The sequence below is a fragment of the Marinobacter vulgaris genome, assembly GCF_003344045.1.
In the GTDB taxonomy this organism is placed as follows: domain Bacteria; phylum Pseudomonadota; class Gammaproteobacteria; order Pseudomonadales; family Oleiphilaceae; genus Marinobacter; species Marinobacter vulgaris.
The window spans coordinates 440,585-459,039 of the sequence record NZ_QFWX01000001.1 but is presented as its reverse complement, the minus strand read 5'-3'; the positions used below and the strand labels follow the sequence as shown (position 1 = coordinate 459,039).

The following is an 18,455-nucleotide window of genomic DNA, read 5'->3' as shown; positions in this document are numbered from 1 at the left end:
GTCAGTCGAAATTTAGCCCCGGAGCAAGGCTTTCCGGCATTTCACTCTTTTTCGCCTCCAGCGAGGCCATGGGCCAGGCGCAGTAATCGGCCGCGTAGTAGGCGCTGGGGCGATGGTTACCGCTGGCACCTACGCCACCGAACGGGGAGGCACTGCTGGCACCGGTCAGCGGCCGGTTCCAGTTCACGATACCGGCCCGCACTTCGTCCGCCAGCCGCTCGTAAAGCTTGTGGTCATCGGTGAGGATACCTGCCGACAGTCCATAGCGGGTGTTGTTGGCCAGCTCCAGGGCTTCATCAAAGCTCTTGTAGCGGAAAACCAGCAGCAAGGGGCCAAAGAACTCCTCGTCTGCAAGCTCCAGGCCGGTCGCATCCACGATACCCGGGGACAGCAAACCGGTGCCTTCCTTCAGCTGCTTCATTTCCAGCAGTGAGCGGGCGCCCTGCTGCAGCAGGCAAGTCTGGTCTGACAGCAGTTTCTCGGCCGCTTCCACGGAGATGACAGAGCCCATGAACGGTTGCGGCTCCGCATCGAACTCACCCACTTTTATGCGGCTGACCACCTCGGTGAAGCGCTCCAGAAACCTGTCACCCTTGGTACCCTTGGGTACCAGCAAACGGCGTGCACAGGTGCAACGCTGCCCGGCGGACAGGAACGCGGACTGCAACGCATGGTGAACGGCACCGTCCACATCATGGACGTCCTGAACTATCAGCGGGTTGTTGCCACCCATTTCCAGGGCCAGTATTTTCTCGGGCTGGCCACCAAACTGTTCGTGCAACAGGTGCCCCACGGTGGAGCTGCCGGTGAAGAACAGGCCGTCCAGGCCCGGGTGGGCAGACAGGGATTTACCGGTTGACGCCGCGCCCTGAACAAGGTTGACCACCCCGGCGGGAATGCCGGCCTTCTCCCATAATTTTACGGTCATCTCGCCGACACCGGGGGCCAGCTCGCTGGGCTTGAACACCACGGTGTTGCCAGCCAGCAGGGCCGGAATTATGTGACCGTTGGGCAGGTGCCCGGGAAAATTGTAGGGGCCGAACACCGCCACCACACCATGGGGCCGGTGCCGTAATACCGCGTGTCCGCCAGCAACATCGGATTCCGAGTGGCCGGTGCGGTCATGGTAGGCACTGACGGATATTCCGATCTTGCCGATCATTGCCGCCACTTCCGCGCGGGACTCCCACAACGGCTTGCCGGTTTCCAGGCCAATCTGGTGCGCCAGTTCTTCCTTGTGCTCTTCCAGCAGTTTGCCGAATTTCTCCACCAGTGCCTGGCGCTCCTCGAACGGACGCTTGCGCCAGCCAACAAACGCACTGCGGGCCTCACGCACCGCCGCATCCACATCCTCGATGCTGCCGCCAATGCCATCCCAGACAGTTTCGCCGGTCACCGGCTGAAGGGATTCGAATAACTCGCCATGGCCCTCCAGCCAGAGCCCATCAATAAACAGTTGGCCTGTCAGTTTGGCCATAGTTATTACCTCCTTCCGGTGTCTTTTAAAGGGGCCAGCCGCACCAGATCGCCGGATTCAACCTCCAGCGCCCCTGCCACTTCAGCCGGGATGCTGACAGTATCCAACCCGATGCATCCGGCGGGTATGGTGGTTACCCGAAAGTCACGGAATGAACGGTTGGATATCATGACCTGGTCTTCCGCCGGCACATTCAGGTCCAGCGGAGTCTTGCGGATCATCACGTGGCGATTGATGCCCTCGCGTACGGTGCGGATGTTGTGAATGAACGCCTCCACAACCGGGCCACCGTCGAAGATGTCCACCATGCCGTTGAAGTTGAATCCCTCCGCCTGCAGCATATTCAGCGCCGGCGCGGTGTTTTCGTGTACCCGGCCAATCACTGCGCGGGCAGCATCCGGCAGCATCGGCAGGTAAATGGGGTATTTCGGCATCAGCTCGGCAATGAACGATTTATTGCCCAGCCCGGAGAGCACATCGGCTTCGCTGAATTCCATGTCAAAGAATTTGCTGCCAAGGGCATCCCAAAGAGGGCTCTGGCCGTTGCCATCCGACACGCCGCGCATCTCGGCGAATACTTTCTCGGAAAAATGCTTGCGGAAGTCATCCAGGTACATGAACCGGCAGCGGGACAGCAGCAGCCCGGTGCCGCCACCCCGGTGGGAGCCCGACAGCAGCAGTGAACAGATTTCCGTGGTATCGGTCATGTCGTTGGACAGGTGCAGGGTTGGCGTGCGCACGTGCACGCCCAACTCCCGTGAGGCGTTTACCGTCACGCTCAGCCGGTAGTTGTAGAACACCTCATCCAGCCCTACCCGGGCCTGGATGCCGCTGATGCCCACGCACTGTTTCAGTTCGGTGTCTTCCAGGGCAAACAGGTACAGCCCGGCTTCCGGGGCGCAGCGCTGGTTGAAGGTTTCCCTGGCGTGGTCAATTTTTTTCTGCAGCAACTCCCGGTCTGCCGGCAAGGTGGTCAGGCCCTTGCCTGCCCCCTGCGCCATGGCGTAAAGGGCATCCAGATCGTTTTCCTGTAGTGGTCGGATCAACAGCATACCGGCCTCCTGCGTGCGATCGCCCTGTTCATAGCGGTGTAATCCTTACTTCGTCACCGGAGCTTCGGCCCAGGCAGTTCCAGGTTTTCACCGGCACCCTGACCTCGTCCCCGAGGCTTTCGGTGAGCGCGGTCAGGGTGCAGCGAAAGCGCTCGCCTTCGCCACCGGAAACCAGGCACGGCTCGCCATCGTCGGTATTGGCGGCATGCAGGATTTTGGGGTGGCTGGTCACCACGGATTTGAGCGTGTCAGTGCGGGCTTCCAGTACCGGGCCGGCGTCGAAAATATCCAGGTAGCAACCGCTGTGGAATCCCTCGTGCTGCAGCAGCTCGAAGGTTGCGCGGGTTTGCGGGTGCGGCTGGCCCAGCGCTTCCCGGGCCGCCTGACTCAGCAACGTGACGTAAATCGGGTTGGGCGGCATGAGCTCGGCGATAAAGGTTTTGCTGAGCAGGCCGGAATACTGGTCCGCGGTTTCAAAATCCATGTTGAAGAAATGCCGGCCCAGACTGTCCCAGAAAGGCACATCGCCGTTCTCCGTCTGCACGCCCTGGATCTCCACAACAATCTGATCGGTGAACAGCTCACGGTGAGCGGCGATAAACAGCATCCGCGCGCGGGACAACAGCTCGAAGGCATCGGTACCGCGCAGCTCGGGCCTGATCGTGAAGGAACAGAGCAGGGTATGGTCAGTCAGGGCATGGGACGGATACAGAACTTCCACCCGCCGGGAGACCCCCAGTTCATGGGAGGCATGGATAAGCGCGTCCTGCCGGTAATTGTAGAAAGGCTGGCCGTTGCCCGCCCGCGCATCAATACCCGATACGCCCTGGACTCTGCCGCTGCCGGTATCTTCCAGGACAAACAGGAACCGTCTGGCTTCACTAGCGTTGTTCGTGCCGGCAAAGGAGCGGGCAGACTGTTCGATTTTGGCGGCCAGTGCGTCCTGTTTCTTGGGCAGTGTGGATGACATGCGGGGGCCCTGGCCCCCGGCAATGTCGAGAATGTCGTTCAGGTCACCCGGCTGAGCCGGACGTACCAGCCACATAGGCGGCTCCCCTGTTCAGTGTCGTTGGTGTCGGACTATTGGCCACAAACCTTTTTTACAGCCGCTTCAAATCGCGTCAATGCCTCATCAAGATCCGGCTCGGGAATAATCAGCGACGGCGCCAGCCGGATAACGCTGGGGCCGGCGATCAGCACCATCACACCCTCCTCCAGGCCGGCATTGAGAAACTCCTTGGCTTTGCCTTGCCATTCTTCGGTCAGCACGCAACCCAGCAGCAGGCCGGAGCCGCGAACCTCACTGAAGATGCCGTAGCGCTCACCGATCTCCATCATGCCCTTGCGCAGGTGATCGGAACGGGCGGCCACGCCTTTGAGAATATCCGGCTGGCTCACGGTGTCGATTACCCGCTGGGCAACGGCGCAGGCCAGGGCGTTGCCGCCGTAAGTGCTGCCGTGGGTGCCGACGCCCAGGCTTTTGCCAACCTTTTCCGTGGTCAGCATGGCCGCCACCGGAAAGCCCCCGCCAAGGCCTTTGGCCGTGGAGAGAATGTCCGGGGTTACGCCGTACATCTGATAGGCGTAGAGGTGGCCGGTGCGGCCAACGCCGGACTGGACTTCGTCGAATACCAGCAGCGCGTCGTTGTCGTCACAAAGTTCACGCAGCCCCTTGAGGAACTCCCCATCCCCGGGCATGACACCGCCTTCACCCTGTATCGGTTCCACCACCACGGCGCAGGTCTTGTCTCTGGAGATCAGCTTTTTCACCGACTCCAGGTCATTGAAATCGGCGTGGTGGATACCACCCGGGGCCGGCTCGAAACCTTCCAGGTACTTGGGCTGGCCGCCCACACTGACAGTAAACAGGGTGCGGCCGTGGAAGGCGTTCTTGAAGGCGATGATTTCGTTCTTTTCGGGACCGAAATGCTCCCAGGAATAACGACGGGCCAGCTTGAACGCGGCCTCGTTGGCCTCGCCCCCGGAGTTGGCGAAGAACACCCGCTCGGCGAAGGTAAGACCACACAGGGTTTTCGCCAGCCGCAGGGCAGGCTCGTTGGTCATCACATTGGACAGGTGCCAGATTTTCTCGGCCTGATCCATCAGCGCGCTCACCAGCCCGGGATGAGAGTGCCCCAGGCAGGTCACCGCGATTCCGCCCGCCAGATCGATGTATTCCTTCCCCTCCTGGTCCCACACGTGGGAGCCTTCCCCCTTCACGGGAATCACCGTTCCCGGCGCGTAGTTGGGCACCATTACCTCATCGAATAATTCACGGCTGACGGGTTCTCTGTTCATCGGTCTCTCTCAGACAAAAATCGTGAAACGGTACATTTAATCATACGCCACTCAAGGCATGAGCACATCCGGCTGGCCGATCGCGTCCAGCTCAACCACCCTCAGCGAGCGCCCATCCTGACCCATCAGGGCCTTGACCACCAGCTTGTAGGAATCCAGGTCAAATCTCACAGCCTGGCCCCGCAGTGACAACTCCCGGGCCTCATCCTCACTGTGCAACGTGGCCACGTGCATCCAGTTGTAGACCACCAGAAAGTCGGTCCTGCCGGTCCTGGCATTGTGTTCGGACACCGCCACCGGCCCTCGCCAGGGCCAGGTTTTCAGGCGCAGGCCGTGAAACGCGATCTGCACCCGCAGGTTGTACTTCACCACATCCTCGCCGCCGTCACAGGCGCCCCGGCAGCGGCCCAGGGTGCGCTGGAAGCAGGGGCCTTCGTGTTCCGGCTCCAGCCCCAGCAGCTTGTTGCAAAGGTCATTCTTCGCCGCGATACCACTGAGGGCTTTCTCGGCGTCCTTCTTGCTGCGGAACAGCCCGAAATAATCACCCAGCCGGTGAGGCTCGATTTCACGGACCAGCCGCGCCTGCAGGTAGCCGTCCGCATTTTCCACAAGCTCGATACTCACCAGATTCTTGGCGGCGCGGGAGCGGCGATTGAACAGCGGTTTCAACTGCTTTATCTGCTTTAATTCAAGCAGTAACGCGCCCAGCTCGCCAGCGGTTTCTGTCCAGTCCACCCGCCGCAGGCTTTCCGACATGCGGATGCCACGGCTGGAATTGTGGTCCCCGGAGAAGTGAGAGGCGACTCGCTGGGCAATGTTAGTACTTTTACCGACGTAGAGGAGAACATCATTTTCACCATAGAACCGGTACACCCCCGGCCCGCGGGGAAGATCCTGCAGTACGTCGGTCGGCAGATTGGAGGGAATGCTCGGCCGCTGCAACAGGTCGCGGACGGCGGCTTCCATGGCCTCATCACCTTTGCCAGCCAGCGCATGCTCGAAAAACCCCAGCATGGCAGACACATCGCCCATGGCCCGGTGCCGCTGGACCTGCCCAAGCCCGTGCCGCTCGATCAGTGCATCCATGTTGTGGCGGCGAAAGCCTGGGTAGAGCTTGCGGGACAGCTTGACGGTGCAAAGCACTTTCGCAGAGAACAGCAGCCCCAGCCGCCGGAACTCGGCCTTGATAAAGCCGTAATCGAAGCGGGCGTTGTGGGCCACAAAAATCGTGTCTTCCAGCTGTGACTCCAGCTCCGCGGCAATATCCTCAAACACCGGAGCCTCCGCCACCATGGCATTGGAAATGCCGGTCAGGCTCTCGATAAACGGCGAAATGCGGGTCTGTGGATTGACCAGCGTCTGCCACTCACCCACCACCTGCCCTGCGCGCCAGAAGCGGATACCAATCTCGGTGATACGGTCGTGGGAGGCGTTGCCCCCCGTGGTTTCGATATCAAGGAAGGCAAAGGTGGCGGATTCAAGAATTCGGGCATTTTTCGTCATGGGGGTCGTTTACGCCTTCGGGCAAATCGCAGATGCATTCTGTATCAGAACAGTACGAGTAACCTCAATTCTCAAAAAGTTCCCCTAACCCCACGATTTCGCTGTATAGACATTCGTCTAATTAATGCACGAATTTATTTGAATTGTCATGGAATGGTAACTACTTTGAAGTGGGTCCAACAAAAATAAGTGTGGAGACAACAAAGATGCAAAGCAACAAATTAAGAATGGCAATTCGTTCGACGGCTGCAATCGCGGCTCTCGGCATGGCTTCCCAGGCAATGGCTCTCGATGTTCCGACTGGCGACGACTGGGATACCAGTATTTATGGTTATGCGCGTCTAAACGCTGTTTACGACATCGACGAAGATGTTGCGATCTCAACCGAAGCCGGGTCCTACGACCTGATCAATACCTCTGGTTCTGACGGGGCAACCGGCAACTTCGGTGCCGATGCCAGCCAGACCCGTATTGGCTTGACCACTACGCATTCCAGCGGCGCCAAAATGACGGTAGAAGGTGACTTCCGTGGTGGAACTCTGCGCCTGCGTCATGGTTTCGGTGAGTACAGGGGCGTCCTGATGGGCCAGACCTGGTCCAACTTCAACAGCTTCGTAGGCAACACCTCTACGCTGGACTTTGACTCACTGCCGGGTCTGGCGGGTCTTCAGGGTCGTGTTGCGCAAGGGCGATACACTACTGGTCCATTGTCAATCTCTCTCGAGGAGAACGTCGCTTCTATCTTGGGAGCAGCGGCGGTTGATTCTGTTGGAACACCGGTTTTTGACATCAACACAGGCTTGCAAGCAACGGATGCTAATGGAGATCCGGTATTTGTAGGCAGAACCACTGCAAGCACTCAGAAAGAACCACTACCAACATTAACTGCCAGGCTGCAAGACTCACAAGGCGGCCTGTCCTACTCTGCCGCAGTACTTGTGCATCAGCTGGAAGTGGATGGCGGCACACAGGACGATACAGCCGTCGGTGTTGCTACTTTTGTGGCAGGTAAAATGGCCCTGACCGATATGATTACCATCCAAGGCACTTTGACCTACAGCGACGGCGCAAACAGCTACCTTTATCGCTCAGGCGATAATTTCGGTGCTGATAGCGCCTATGTTGTCAACGGCGAACTGGAAACAATCTCAGGCTATGGCGGCTCCGTTGGCGCTGGGTTCAATCTGGGCGGCGGAAGCAGCATCAACATTGGTTACGGCATTGTGGATGTCGACTGGGATGACGCCGCCGATGATCTTGGCGCAGCAGAGGTTGCTGGTGAAAGCGAGACCAATTCTGCGGTAATGGCTAACTACCAGTGGACGCCAGTTGAGAACGTGATGATGGGTATCGAATATGCCCGCCTGCAGCGTGACAACGTTGACGGTAGCGACGGTGATGCAAACCGCGTCATGTTTGCAGCACAGTACAACTTCTAAGCCTTCTGGAAGTTAACTCAGCAGAAACCCCGGCTCCGGCCGGGGTTTTTGTTTGTGGTCGACAAAGTGAAAACATGGCAGCAGGTCGTCAAGGCTAAATCACTGCCAGACCAGACCAATAACCAAGCAGAACCAGGGAGGAGATATCACAGTCGCTAAAACAAGCAAGGCCGGTCAGGTTATTCAGAACCGTTGAGCGCCAGGGACGGCGCGACCGAGCCCGACAGGGACGTATCCACGGGTGTGTTCTGAATAACCTGACCGGCCTTGCGACCGCCCCGCAACCCGCAGGCTACAGAGCGATCAATCACCAGAAATCAAAGCAGCAAAGAGCGAATGTCCCCCAGCAACTGACTCAACATGGACGTGAACCGCGCCGCATCCGCCCCGTTCACCGCCCGGTGATCATAGGACAGTGACAACGGCAGCAGCAGCCGCGGCTGGAAACCCTTGCCATCCCAGACCGGCTTCATCGCCGCCTTGGACACACCAAGAATCGCCACCTCCGGCGTATTCACAATCGGCGTAAACGCCGTGCCACCGATACCACCCAGACTGGTGATGGTAAAACAGGCACCCTGCATTTCCGCCGGCTTCAACTGCTTGTCCCGGGCCTTCTGGGCCAGCTCCGCACTTTCCGCGGCCAGCTCCCAGAGCCCCTTCTTGTCCACATCCCGGATCACCGGCACCATCAGCCCGTTAGGCGTATCCACCGCAATCCCGATGTGGATGTACTGCTTGCGGATCACTTCCTTGCGCTCCATATCCAACGCCACATTGAACTGCGGCAGCTCTGCCAGGGCAGTGGCACAGGCTTTCAGCAGGAACGGAAGCGGCGTCATCTTCACGCCCTTCTTCTCGCCAGCCGCTTTCTGTGCCTTGCGGAAGTCTTCCATGTCGGTGATATCCGCGTCCTCGAACTGGGTAACGTGGGGCACGTTCAGCCAGCTGCGCTGCATGTTATTCGCCGTGGCGAACATCATGCGGGACATGGATTCCCTTTCAATCTCACCGAACTGGCTGAAGTCCGGCAGCTTGACACCGGGAATACCGGCACCAGCGGCACCTGCGGACACCGCGCTGCCCTGCTGCGTCTGCTGCAGCTGGCTCTTCACGTAGGCCTGCACATCGTCTTTCAGGATGCGGTTTTTCGGGCCCGACCCCTTGATGCGGGTAAGATCCGCACCGAATTCACGGGCCAGCTTGCGCACCGCGGGGCCGGCGTGAACCTTGGTGCCCGGCGCGGGCGGCTCGTAGGTTGCCGACGGCTGCTCCGGCTTTGGCTCCTCACTCTTGCCTTTCGACTCCGCCTTGCTTTCCTGTTTGTCGCCGCCGGAAGACTCGGCGGCATCAGAGGAGGCTTCTTCCTCGTCGCTTCCGCCGCCTGCACCACCGTCTTCCGTTACCGTCATTTCCAGCAGTTCGTGGCCCTCGGAGATCTTGTCTCCCTCGGAGACCAGGATCTTGCCGACCTTGCCAGCGTAGGGGGACGGAATCTCCATGGTGGCCTTGTCGGACTCCACGGTGACCATCGGGTCGTCCACCGCTATCTCGTCACCCTCGCTGACGTTGATCTCGATAACCGGCACGTCGTCGAAGCCGTCCAGCGACGGCGCCTTCACGGTTTCCTTGCGGGAACCGCCGGATTTCTTCGGCGCCGGTTTTTTCTCCCCGGCCTTGTCGTCCTTGTCCTCTGACTTCGCTGCGGATTTATCCTCCTCAGCGGAGCCGGCTTCTTCGCCACTGCTCTTGTCGTTACCGGAACCACCGGACTCTCCGGCTTCCATCATGCCGACAACGTCGCCTTCCTTGACCTTGTCACCCACCTTGACGGTGATCTTGGTGATCTTGCCGGCACCAGGCGAGGGCAGCTCAACCGATGCCTTGTCGGACTCTACCGTCAGTATCGGATCTTCTTCCTCAACCGAATCCCCCTTGCTGACGAGGATTTCTATAACCTCAACCTCGTCTGCACCGCCGAGATCCGGAACCTTGATTTCCTGCTCACTCATGGCGGTCTCCTTAGCTCAGCACCGGGTTCGTTTTGTTGCGATCGATTCCGTACTTCCGCATGGCTTCGAGGACCACGTCCTCCTTGATCTCACCATCCCGGGCCAGAGCCGAGAGTGCGGTGACCGCCACGTAGTAGCGATCCACCTCGAAGTGACTCCGCAGTTTTTCGCGGGTGTCACTGCGGCCGAAACCGTCGGTGCCCAAGGTCAGGAAAGTTTTCGGGATGTAGGCCCGTACCTGCTCGGAGAACAGCTTGATGTAGTCCGTGGAAGACACCACCGGCCCCTGCTGTTTTTCCAGGCACTGGGTGATGTAGGACTTCTTCTGCGTGTCGTCCGGATGCAGGCGGTTCCAGCGCTCGATGTGCAGACCGTCGCGGGCCAGCTCGTTGAAGCTGGTAACGCTCCAGACATCGCTGGCCACGCCAAAGTCATCCTTCAGCAACTGGGCCGCAGAACGCACCTCGTTGAGAATGGCACCGGAACCGAGCAACTGAACCCGCGAGGCTTTCTTGCCGCCCTTGGCTTCAACCGACTCGAGCTGGTACATGCCCTTGATGATGCCCTCTTCCACCTTCTTGCCTTTGGGCATGGCGGGCTGCTCGTAGTTTTCATTCTCGATGGTCAGGTAATAGAAGACGTTCTGGTTTTCTTCAAACATTTCCTTGATGCCATGCTGGACCACCACGGCCATCTCGTAGCCGTAGGCCGGATCGTAGGCCTTACAGCTGGGGATGGTCTGAGCCAGGATGTGGCTGTGGCCGTCCTGGTGCTGCAGGCCTTCACCGTTGAGCGTGGTGCGCCCGGCGGTGCCACCGATCAGGAAGCCGCGGGCCTGGATATCGCCAGAGGCCCAGGCAAGATCGCCCACCCGCTGGAAGCCGAACATGGAGTAGAAGATGTAAAAGGGCACCAGCGGGAAATTGTTGGTGCTGTAGGAGGTGGCCGCTGCCATCCAGGCTGCCATGGAACCATCCTCGTTGATGCCTTCCTCAAGCACCTGCCCCTTCTTGTCCTCCTTGTAGTACATGATCTGTTCACGGTCTTCCGGCACGTACTTCTGGCCTTCCGAGGTGTAGATACCGAGCTGGCGGAACATGCCCTCCATACCAAAGGTACGGGCCTCGTCCGGCACGATGGGCACAATCCGCTTGCCGATACGCTTGTCCTTGGTCAGTGCCGTCAGCAACCGCACAAACGCCATGGTAGTGGAGATTTCGCGGCCGTTGGAGCCTTCCAGCAGGGTCTTGAAGGTATCCAGGGCCGGTGCCTGCAGCGGCTGGCAGTCTTTACGACGTTTGGGATAGAAGCCGCCGAGCTCCTGCCGGCGTTTTTTCATGTAGACGATTTCCGGGCTGTCCGGCGCCGGGCGGTAGTAAGGTACGTCCTTGAGCTCTTCGTCCTTCAGCGGCACCGCAAAGCGGTCACGGAAGGCCTTGAGCTGGTCCATGTCCAGCTTTTTCAGGGAGTGCGCGGTGTTCTGGGCCTCGCCCGCGGTGCCAAACCCGTAACCCTTGATGGTATGGGCCAGGATCACTGTCGGCCGGCCACCGTTATTGTGGATGGCGCGGTGATAGGCGGCATACACCTTGTAGGGATCGTGGCCGCCGCGGTTGAGCTTGGCGATATCCTCATCGGTGAGGTTCTCCACCATCTTGGACAGCTCCGGGTATTTGCCGAAGAAATGCTTGCGGGTGTAAGCCGGGCCGTTGCTCTTGAAGTTCTGCAGGTCGCCGTCCACGGCTTCGTCCATGACGCGCTGCATCAGGCCATCGGTGTCCTGCTCGAACAGCGGATCCCACATGCGGCCCCAGACCACTTTCAGCACGTTCCAGCCGGCGCCGCGGAAGACGCCTTCCAGCTCCTGGATAATCTTGCCATTGCCCCGTACCGGGCCGTCCAGGCGCTGCAGGTTGCAGTTGACCACAAAGATGAGGTTACTGAGGTTCTCGCGGCCGGCCACAGAGATGGAGCCCAGGGTTTCCGGCTCGTCACACTCGCCGTCACCCACGAAGCACCACACCTTGCGGTCGCCCATGTCGATCAGCTCACGGCTGTGCAGATACTTCATGACGTGAGCCTGATAGATGGCCTGGATCGGCCCCAGGCCCATAGACACCGTGGGGAACTGCCAGTAATCCGGCATCAGCCAGGGGTGGGGATAGGAAGACAGGCCGTTGCCGTCCACTTCCTCCCGGTATTTGTCCAGCTGCTCTTCCTCAAAGCGCCCTTCCAGGAAGGAACGGGCATAGATGCCCGGTGAGGAGTGACCCTGGAAGTAGACCAGATCCGATTCACGCTTCTCATCACCGCCGTGGAAGAAGTAGTTGAAGCCGACATCGTAAAGTGTGGCTGCCGAGGAGAATGACGACACATGCCCGCCCAGCTCACCGGGGCGCTGATTGGCCCGCAACACCATGGCCATGGCATTCCAGCGGATCAGCGAGCGAATCCGGCGCTCCATGAACAGGTCACCCGGCATGCGGGCTTCCTGGGTTACCGGGATGGAATTGCGGAATGGTGTGGTGATGGAGTAGGGCAACTCGGTGCCGTCGCGGCTGGCTCGTTCGGAGAGCCTTTCGAGAATGTATTTGGCGCGATCTACGCCCTCCTGTTCGATCAGAGACTCCAGCGCATCCAGCCATTCACTGGTCTCTATGGGATCATCGTCCTGGTGCATCAAACCTCCCCTTGGCATAAAAAGTACGGCGCGCGCTACGATCGGCAGCCAAGCGCCTTGCGGTATCGATAAGCTGCGATGGAATGCAGACCGTTTTGTTGTGGGTATTCGCCTGTTTGTTTCTTTGAACAAGCATAGAACACGATTGCGAGTTTTACCGCCCGAAGCGCGTTTGCCTTGACGGTTTATTGACCGAGCCAATCCACACTTTACGTAGTATTTTTACTACATCTTGCAGTGAAAATTCGCTTTTAAGGTCGGTTTCACAACAACCGACCAGACTATTTCGGTTAGTTACGCAAGAATGGCGTTTTTTTCCACGTCAAACAAGCATCTTCAGACCAATGTCGTAGGATTCCTACCGAAGCTAAAAGCCTGGCTGTACGGTTTTATTTAGACCTGAAAATGCTTTTGGTTTTATGTATACTCGCCTGCCCGTTTTTTAACCAGCGGAGCGGTGGCGACTTCCACCCTCCTGAATTTGGCGCACAACCAAAGAGGGCGATCCATGAACTCCATCGTCACGTTCCCGAACCGCATCCCCACGGCAGAGTTCGAAGAGCGGCGCTTCAAGGTCTTTACCGACCGCCAGCTCGACAAAATTGACGTTATTCAGAATCTCCCCGAGGAGACACTGTTTGAAATGAAGGTAGTGGCCAGTGTGCTGCCCTTCCGGGTCAACGAGTACGTGATCAACGAGCTGATCAACTGGGACAAGGTACCAGACGACCCCATCTATCAACTTGTCTTCCCTCAAAAAGGCATGCTGAAAGATGCGCATTACGAGCGCATGGCAACCATGCACCGGGAAGGCGCCGAGAAAAAAGAAATCCAGGCAGTAGCGAAGGAGATTCGCGACGAACTGAACCCCCATCCGGCCGGCCAGATGGAAATGAACATGCCGGAGCTGAACGGCGAGGTTCTGGACGGCGTGCAGCACAAGTATCGCGAAACCGTGCTGTTCTTCCCGGCCCAGGGCCAGACCTGCCACTCCTACTGCACCTTCTGTTTCCGCTGGGCCCAGTTTGTGGGCGACAAAGACCTGAAGATGGCCAGCACCGAAGCCGAAAAGCTTCACGGCTACCTGCAGGAGCATACCGAGGTCAGCGATCTGCTGGTGACCGGCGGCGATCCGATGGTAATGAAGACCAAGAACCTGGTTCAGTACCTGGAGCCGCTGCTGCAGCCGGAACTTGACCACATCCAGACCATCCGCATCGGCACCAAGGCCCTGACCTTCTGGCCCTATCGCTTTGTGACCGACAAGGACGCGGACGAGCTGATCGACCTGTTTGCCCGCCTGGTCGATGCCGGCAAGCACGTGGCCATCATGGCCCACTACAACCACTGGCAGGAAATCACCACCGACATCGCCGAGGAGGCCATTCGTCGCCTGCGCGCCACCGGTGCCGAAATCCGCGCCCAGGGCCCGCTGATCAAGCACGTCAATGACAACGCCGACGACTGGGCGAAGCTGTGGAACAAGGAAGTGCAGCTGGGCATCATTCCCTACTACATGTTTGTGGAGCGGGACACCGGCGCCAAGAACTACTTTGAAGTGCCCCTGGTGGAGGCATTCCACATCTACCGCGAAGCCATGAAGCAGGTCTCCGGCCTGGCCCGCACCGCCCGCGGCCCGTCAATGAGCGCCGGCCCCGGCAAGGTAGAAGTCCAGGGCATCACCGAGATCAATGGTGAGAAAGTATTTGTGCTGCGCTTTATCCAGGCCCGCAACCCGGACTGGGTGCAGCGGCCCTTCTTCGCCAAATACAGCGAAACCGCGACCTGGCTGCACGAGCTGGAGCCCGCTCTCGGGGAGGAGAAGTTCTTCTTTGAGGATGAGTATGAGGAGATGAAGCGAGGGAACGGCTGACACTGCCCCTTTCCGAACGGCCCCTGATCGGGGCCGTTTTTATTTCCCCGTCATGATCAGCTTCGGCGAAACTTGGGCACAAACCCCTCCGGCTTATCTTTCAGCCACTCGACAAATGTCTGCAGCTCCTCCAGCTCAAGCAGTTTTTCCCCGGTATTGAAGTGCAGCCCCAGCTCATATTCCGGGCGTGCCTTGTGAATCGCGTTATGACAGGGCCGGCATACCCACAGCGTGCGGGTAATCAAATCTTCCCTGGTAAACAGCTTCTGAAAGCGCTTCTTGCGGTGCAGGTGTTTGGGGATGAGGTGATGGCGGGTGAGCCGGGCAACCGGGCGCTGGCAGAGTTCGCAGCATGGGGGTTGAGGGGGAAGTTTCAACATCGGTGGTTACCAGTCGGGTTTTGCCATGGGCTCTACCCGACTTACGGTAACGAATACGCGTCCGGATCAATCAGTGCATGAGGGTATACAGTTTGCGCCGATAGGTGCGCACGTCCGGGTTGTTATTACCCAGCTTGTCGAACAGCTCGATCAGTGTGGTCTTGGCCACTTCGTCCTTGTACTTGCTGTCTACCTGCATCAGGCGGATCAGCAGCTCCATGGCCTCGGCATTGTTTTCCTGCAGGATATGATGCAGCGCCAACAGATGGAGGGCGTTGGGGTCTTTCGGATCCTTATCGAGTGAGTCCTCCAGTTCCTTGACCGGGGGCAGTTCGGCGGACGCCCTGAGAAACTTGATGCGGGCGGCAAGCTGCTTGGCCTGCTGTTGCAGTTTTTCTTCCGGCGGCAGGCTTTCCAGGACCTGTTCGGCGGTTTCCAGATCGCCCAGCTCAGCCTTCAGCTGCGCCAGGTCGATCAGCACTTTCAGGTCCTCCGGGTCGTTCCGGTTCATCTCGGTGAGAACCGCCAGAGCCGCTTCCACGTCACCCTCTTCCCAGAGCCGGTGGGCCTTGTCGTAGGGGGCTTCCTCTTCTTCGGGGATCTCGATGTGCTTGTCCAGGATCTTGCGGATTTCGCTTTCCTGCAACGCACCGTTAAAGCCGTCCACCGCCTGGCCGTCTTTCACCAGAATTACCGTGGGCAGACTGCGCACACCCAGGCTGCCGGTCAGCTGCTCCTGCTGGTCGGCGTTTACCTTGGCCAGCATGAAGCCACCCCGGTACTCGTCCGCCAGCTTCTCCAGCAGCGGTGTCAGCTGCTTGCAGGGTGCACACCACTCGGCCCATACATCAATCAGGATCGGCGTGCGGGACGAGGCTTCCATCACATCCTGCTGGAAGTTGTCCATTGTGGCGTCAAAGATATAGGGCGAGTTACTCATGGATGGCACCTGAAAGTAGATTCCTGAAATGTGGTCGACGAATTGTTGTTGGTTTTGGGGGCTGAAGGCAGGAATTCAAGGTTTGGCCCTCATCCTCTTGCCATCCGGACAATTACCGGCCCTTACCTTGAAATCATGGCCTGCGCCGCTACATAGGCAGTAGGCCCGGGAGCGCCGCTCCCCGAATGATACCCCGGAGGATGCTTGCACGGTATGAACGACGACAACCGCGACTACGCTTTTGAAGCACCCGAAGAAGACCTGACCGAGCTCATCGGCGAGGACGAGAACAGCAAGAGCCTGGTACTGCCAAAACAGCACATGCCCCGGCGCATGTATGTTCTGCCTGTCTCCAACCGCCCCTTCTTTCCGGCCCAGGTGCAGCCGATTGTGGTTAACCAGAACCCCTGGCAGGAAACCTTAAAGCGCGTGGGAGAAACCGACCACAAGGTGCTGGGCATCTGTTTTGTGGAAGACAGCGACCCGGAACAGGGCATCCCCGGCAGTGAGGAACTGAAAACCATCGGCTGTGCCGTCAGGGTTCACCATGCCCAGGGGGAAAACGGCAAGGTTCAGTTTATCGCCCAGGGGCTGCAGCGCTTCCGTATTACCCAGTGGCTTCGCCGCCGCCCACCCTACCTGGTGGAAGTGGAATACCCGGAAGAGCCGGAGGAAGCGGCCGACGAGCTCAAGGCCTATACCCTGGCCATTATCAGCTCGATCAAGGAGCTGCTGCGCACCAATCCCCTCTACGGCGAGGAGGTGAAACAGTACCTGTCCCGTTTCGGGCCGGACGACAGCTCTCCCCTGGCGGACTTCGGCGCCTCCATGACCAGTGCACCCGGACATGAATTGCAGGAAGTGCTCGACACCGTGCCCCTGCTGCGGCGCATGGAAAAAGTCCTGCTGCTGATGGCGAAAGAACAGGAAGTTGCCCGCCTGCAAAGTGAAATCAGCGAGGAAGTAAACGAGAAGGTCCAGAAGCACCAGCGTGAGTTCTTCCTCAAGGAACAGCTCAAGGTGATCCAGCGCGAGCTGGGCATGGCCAAGGATGACAAGACTGCAGACGCCGAACGTTTCCGCGAGCGCATGGAGAAGCTGAGCCCGCCGCAGCAGGTGAAGGAGCGCTTCGACGACGAGCTTCAGAAACTGCAGGTGCTGGAGCAGGGCTCGCCTGAATATGGCGTTACCCGCAACTACCTGGACTGGCTGACGCAGGTGCCCTGGGGCCTGACGTCGGAAGATCACTTTGATCTCGGCGAAGCCCGCCGCATCCTCGACCGTGACCACGACGGCCTGCACGACGTCAAAGACCGTATCGTCGAGTTCCTCGCCGAAGGCACTTTCAAGGGTGAGGTCAGCGGCTCCATTCTTCTGCTGGTAGGCCCTCCCGGCGTGGGCAAGACCTCCATCGGTCACTCCGTCGCCGACGCCCTTGGCCGCAAATTTTATCGCTTCAGTGTCGGCGGCATGCGCGACGAAGCCGAGATCAAGGGCCACCGCCGCACCTACATCGGCGCCATGCCGGGCAAGTTCGTGCAGGCCCTGAAAGACTCCAAGGTGTCCAACCCGGTGATCATGCTGGACGAAATCGACAAGATCGGCGCGTCCTTCCAGGGTGACCCGGCCTCCGCGCTGCTGGAAACCCTGGACCCTGAACAGAACCGGGAATTCCTGGACCACTACCTGGACGTGCGCATGGATCTGTCCAAGGTGCTGTTCATCTGCACCGCCAACCAGTTGGACACCATTCCCCGGCCACTGCTGGACCGCATGGACGTGATTCGCCTGTCCGGTTACATCTCCGAGGAAAAGGTCGCCATCGCCAAGCATTTCCTGATGCCGCGGCTGCTGAAGCGGGCCGGCTTGCTGAAAAAGCAGGTGAACATCACCGACGCTGCCATCAAACAGATCATCGAAGGCTATGCCCGGGAAGCCGGCGTGCGCAGCCTGGAAAAACTGCTGCACAAAGTCATCCGCAAAGGCATCGTGCGGTTGCTGGAAAACCCGGACCAGCCAGTGAAGGTGGGCGTATCTGACCTGCAGACCTATCTGGGCCAGCCGGCGTTCCGCAAGGAAAAATCCATGAAAGGCGTCGGTGTCGTCACCGGTCTTGCCTGGACCGCCATGGGTGGCGCCACACTGAGTATCGAAGCCTCACGCATCCACAGCACCCAGCGCGGGTTCAAACTCACCGGACAGCTGGGGGACGTGATGAAAGAGTCCGCCGAAATCGCCTACAGCTATGTCTCCTCGAACCTGAAGCGGTTCAAAGGTGACCCGACCTTCTTCGACAAATCCTTCGTGCACCTGCACGTCCCCGAAGGCGCCACGCCGAAGGACGGCCCCAGCGCCGGCGTCACCATGGCCACCGCCCTGCTGTCCATTGCCCGCAAGGAAGCACCGCAGCAGAACCTCGCCATGACCGGCGAGCTGACTCTGACGGGCCAGGTGCTGCCAGTGGGTGGCATCCGCGAAAAAGTCATTGCGGCAAGGCGCCAGAAAATCAGCAACCTGATTCTGCCGGAAGCGAACCGGGGGGATTATGAGGAATTGCCGGAGTACCTGAAGGAAGGGCTGACGGTGAATTTCGCGAAGCAGTACAGTGACGTATTCCAGGCGTGTTTTGGGGATAAGCCCAAGAAGGGGGCAAGTGTTCATTGAATTAACTGGTCGGACCAGTATGTAGCTGCCTTGACGCCCATGAGGGCCTTGTCTTTACTCGAATCAGCGTGAACAAAAAACAAACATCCGGTGGCCTTTCAGCCGCCGGCTTTCAACTCGCTGATACAAAGAGAGTG

At 59.0% G+C, this 18,455-nt stretch carries 13 protein-coding genes; 3 read left to right on the top strand and 10 right to left on the bottom strand.

Going from position 1 to position 18,455, the window contains the following annotated elements; translation table 11 throughout:
• Position 1: 1 nt before the first annotated feature.
• Genes astD through DIT71_RS02085 form a run of 5 tightly spaced genes read right to left on the bottom strand, consistent with a single transcriptional unit; the run spans position 2 to position 6,330 of the window.
• Positions 2–1,477 (bottom strand): succinylglutamate-semialdehyde dehydrogenase, encoded by a 1,476-nt coding sequence (astD, locus tag DIT71_RS02105; RefSeq protein ID WP_114611538.1) that lies wholly within the window; start codon positions 1,475–1,477, stop codon positions 2–4.
• Between the two features lie 5 nt (positions 1,478–1,482).
• Positions 1,483–2,529: an arginine N-succinyltransferase gene (astA, locus tag DIT71_RS02100; RefSeq protein WP_114611537.1), complete on the bottom strand. Its 1,047-nt coding sequence runs from the start codon at positions 2,527–2,529 to the stop codon at positions 1,483–1,485.
• A 28-nt stretch (positions 2,530–2,557) separates the two neighbouring features.
• Positions 2,558–3,574 carry an arginine N-succinyltransferase gene (locus tag DIT71_RS02095; RefSeq protein WP_114611536.1) on the bottom strand — a complete coding sequence of 339 codons (1,017 nt, stop codon included), beginning with the start codon at positions 3,572–3,574 and terminating at the stop codon, positions 2,558–2,560.
• Positions 3,575–3,609: 35 nt separating this feature from the next.
• The gene (locus tag DIT71_RS02090; protein ID WP_114611535.1) at positions 3,610–4,827 is read right to left on the bottom strand and encodes an aspartate aminotransferase family protein; all 1,218 of its coding nucleotides are present in this window, start codon (positions 4,825–4,827) and stop codon (positions 3,610–3,612) included.
• 51 nt (positions 4,828–4,878) lie between these two features.
• Entirely contained in the window at positions 4,879–6,330 is a 1,452-nt protein-coding gene (locus tag DIT71_RS02085) for an exonuclease domain-containing protein (RefSeq protein ID WP_114611534.1), read from the bottom strand.
• Positions 6,331–6,536: 206 nt separating this feature from the next.
• On the opposite strand from DIT71_RS02085, the gene DIT71_RS02080 reads away from it, so the two are divergent.
• Entirely contained in the window at positions 6,537–7,769 is a 1,233-nt protein-coding gene (locus tag DIT71_RS02080) for a hypothetical protein (RefSeq protein WP_114611533.1), read from the top strand.
• A 179-nt stretch (positions 7,770–7,948) separates the two neighbouring features.
• Here the strand turns inward: DIT71_RS02080 and DIT71_RS18345 are convergent, their stop codons facing one another.
• Genes DIT71_RS18345 through aceE form a run of 3 tightly spaced genes read right to left on the bottom strand, consistent with a single transcriptional unit; the run spans position 7,949 to position 12,461 of the window.
• Positions 7,949–8,080, bottom strand: coding sequence for a hypothetical protein (locus tag DIT71_RS18345; RefSeq protein ID WP_264756317.1), 132 nt, complete (start codon positions 8,078–8,080; stop codon positions 7,949–7,951).
• A 6-nt stretch (positions 8,081–8,086) separates the two neighbouring features.
• Positions 8,087–9,781 carry a dihydrolipoyllysine-residue acetyltransferase gene (gene aceF, locus DIT71_RS02075; protein WP_114611532.1) on the bottom strand — a complete coding sequence of 565 codons (1,695 nt, stop codon included), beginning with the start codon at positions 9,779–9,781 and terminating at the stop codon, positions 8,087–8,089.
• A gap of 10 nt (positions 9,782–9,791) precedes the next feature.
• On the bottom strand, positions 9,792–12,461 hold the full coding sequence (aceE, locus tag DIT71_RS02070; RefSeq protein WP_114611531.1) for a pyruvate dehydrogenase (acetyl-transferring), homodimeric type: 2,670 nt from the start codon (positions 12,459–12,461) through the stop codon (positions 9,792–9,794).
• Positions 12,462–12,969: 508 nt separating this feature from the next.
• Here aceE and DIT71_RS02065 point away from each other — a divergent pair.
• Entirely contained in the window at positions 12,970–14,334 is a 1,365-nt protein-coding gene (locus DIT71_RS02065; protein ID WP_114611530.1) for a KamA family radical SAM protein, read from the top strand.
• Positions 14,335–14,390: 56 nt separating this feature from the next.
• On the opposite strand, the gene DIT71_RS02060 is transcribed toward DIT71_RS02065, so the two are convergent.
• Positions 14,391–14,714 carry a hypothetical protein gene (locus DIT71_RS02060; RefSeq protein ID WP_114611529.1) on the bottom strand — a complete coding sequence of 108 codons (324 nt, stop codon included), beginning with the start codon at positions 14,712–14,714 and terminating at the stop codon, positions 14,391–14,393.
• 70 nt (positions 14,715–14,784) lie between these two features.
• Positions 14,785–15,654, bottom strand: a complete 870-nt coding sequence (locus tag DIT71_RS02055) for a tetratricopeptide repeat protein (protein WP_114611528.1) — start codon at positions 15,652–15,654, stop codon at positions 14,785–14,787.
• 213 nt (positions 15,655–15,867) lie between these two features.
• Here DIT71_RS02055 and lon point away from each other — a divergent pair, with 213 nt between their 5' ends.
• The gene (lon, locus tag DIT71_RS02050) at positions 15,868–18,318 is read left to right on the top strand and encodes an endopeptidase La (protein WP_114611527.1); all 2,451 of its coding nucleotides are present in this window, start codon (positions 15,868–15,870) and stop codon (positions 18,316–18,318) included.
• The last annotated feature ends 137 nt before the right edge of the window (positions 18,319–18,455 follow it).

Bases quoted from the DNA above. Each gene is read 5' to 3' on its own strand.
- aceE (WP_114611531.1), bottom strand. From the start codon at position 12,461: ATGCACCAGGACGATGATCCCATAGAGACCAGTGAATGGCTGGATGCG.
- aceF (WP_114611532.1), bottom strand. From the start codon at position 9,781: ATGAGTGAGCAGGAAATCAAGGTTCCGGATCTCGGCGGTGCAGACGAG.
- lon (WP_114611527.1), top strand. From the start codon at position 15,868: ATGAACGACGACAACCGCGACTACGCTTTTGAAGCACCCGAAGAAGAC.
- astA (WP_114611537.1), bottom strand. From the start codon at position 2,529: ATGCTGTTGATCCGACCACTACAGGAAAACGATCTGGATGCCCTTTAC.
- DIT71_RS02095 (WP_114611536.1), bottom strand. From the start codon at position 3,574: ATGTGGCTGGTACGTCCGGCTCAGCCGGGTGACCTGAACGACATTCTC.
- DIT71_RS02060 (WP_114611529.1), bottom strand. From the start codon at position 14,714: ATGTTGAAACTTCCCCCTCAACCCCCATGCTGCGAACTCTGCCAGCGC.
- DIT71_RS02085 (WP_114611534.1), bottom strand. From the start codon at position 6,330: ATGACGAAAAATGCCCGAATTCTTGAATCCGCCACCTTTGCCTTCCTT.
- astD (WP_114611538.1), bottom strand. From the start codon at position 1,477: ATGGCCAAACTGACAGGCCAACTGTTTATTGATGGGCTCTGGCTGGAG.
- DIT71_RS02055 (WP_114611528.1), bottom strand. From the start codon at position 15,654: ATGAGTAACTCGCCCTATATCTTTGACGCCACAATGGACAACTTCCAG.
- DIT71_RS02090 (WP_114611535.1), bottom strand. From the start codon at position 4,827: ATGAACAGAGAACCCGTCAGCCGTGAATTATTCGATGAGGTAATGGTG.
- DIT71_RS02065 (WP_114611530.1), top strand. From the start codon at position 12,970: ATGAACTCCATCGTCACGTTCCCGAACCGCATCCCCACGGCAGAGTTC.
- DIT71_RS02080 (WP_114611533.1), top strand. From the start codon at position 6,537: ATGCAAAGCAACAAATTAAGAATGGCAATTCGTTCGACGGCTGCAATC.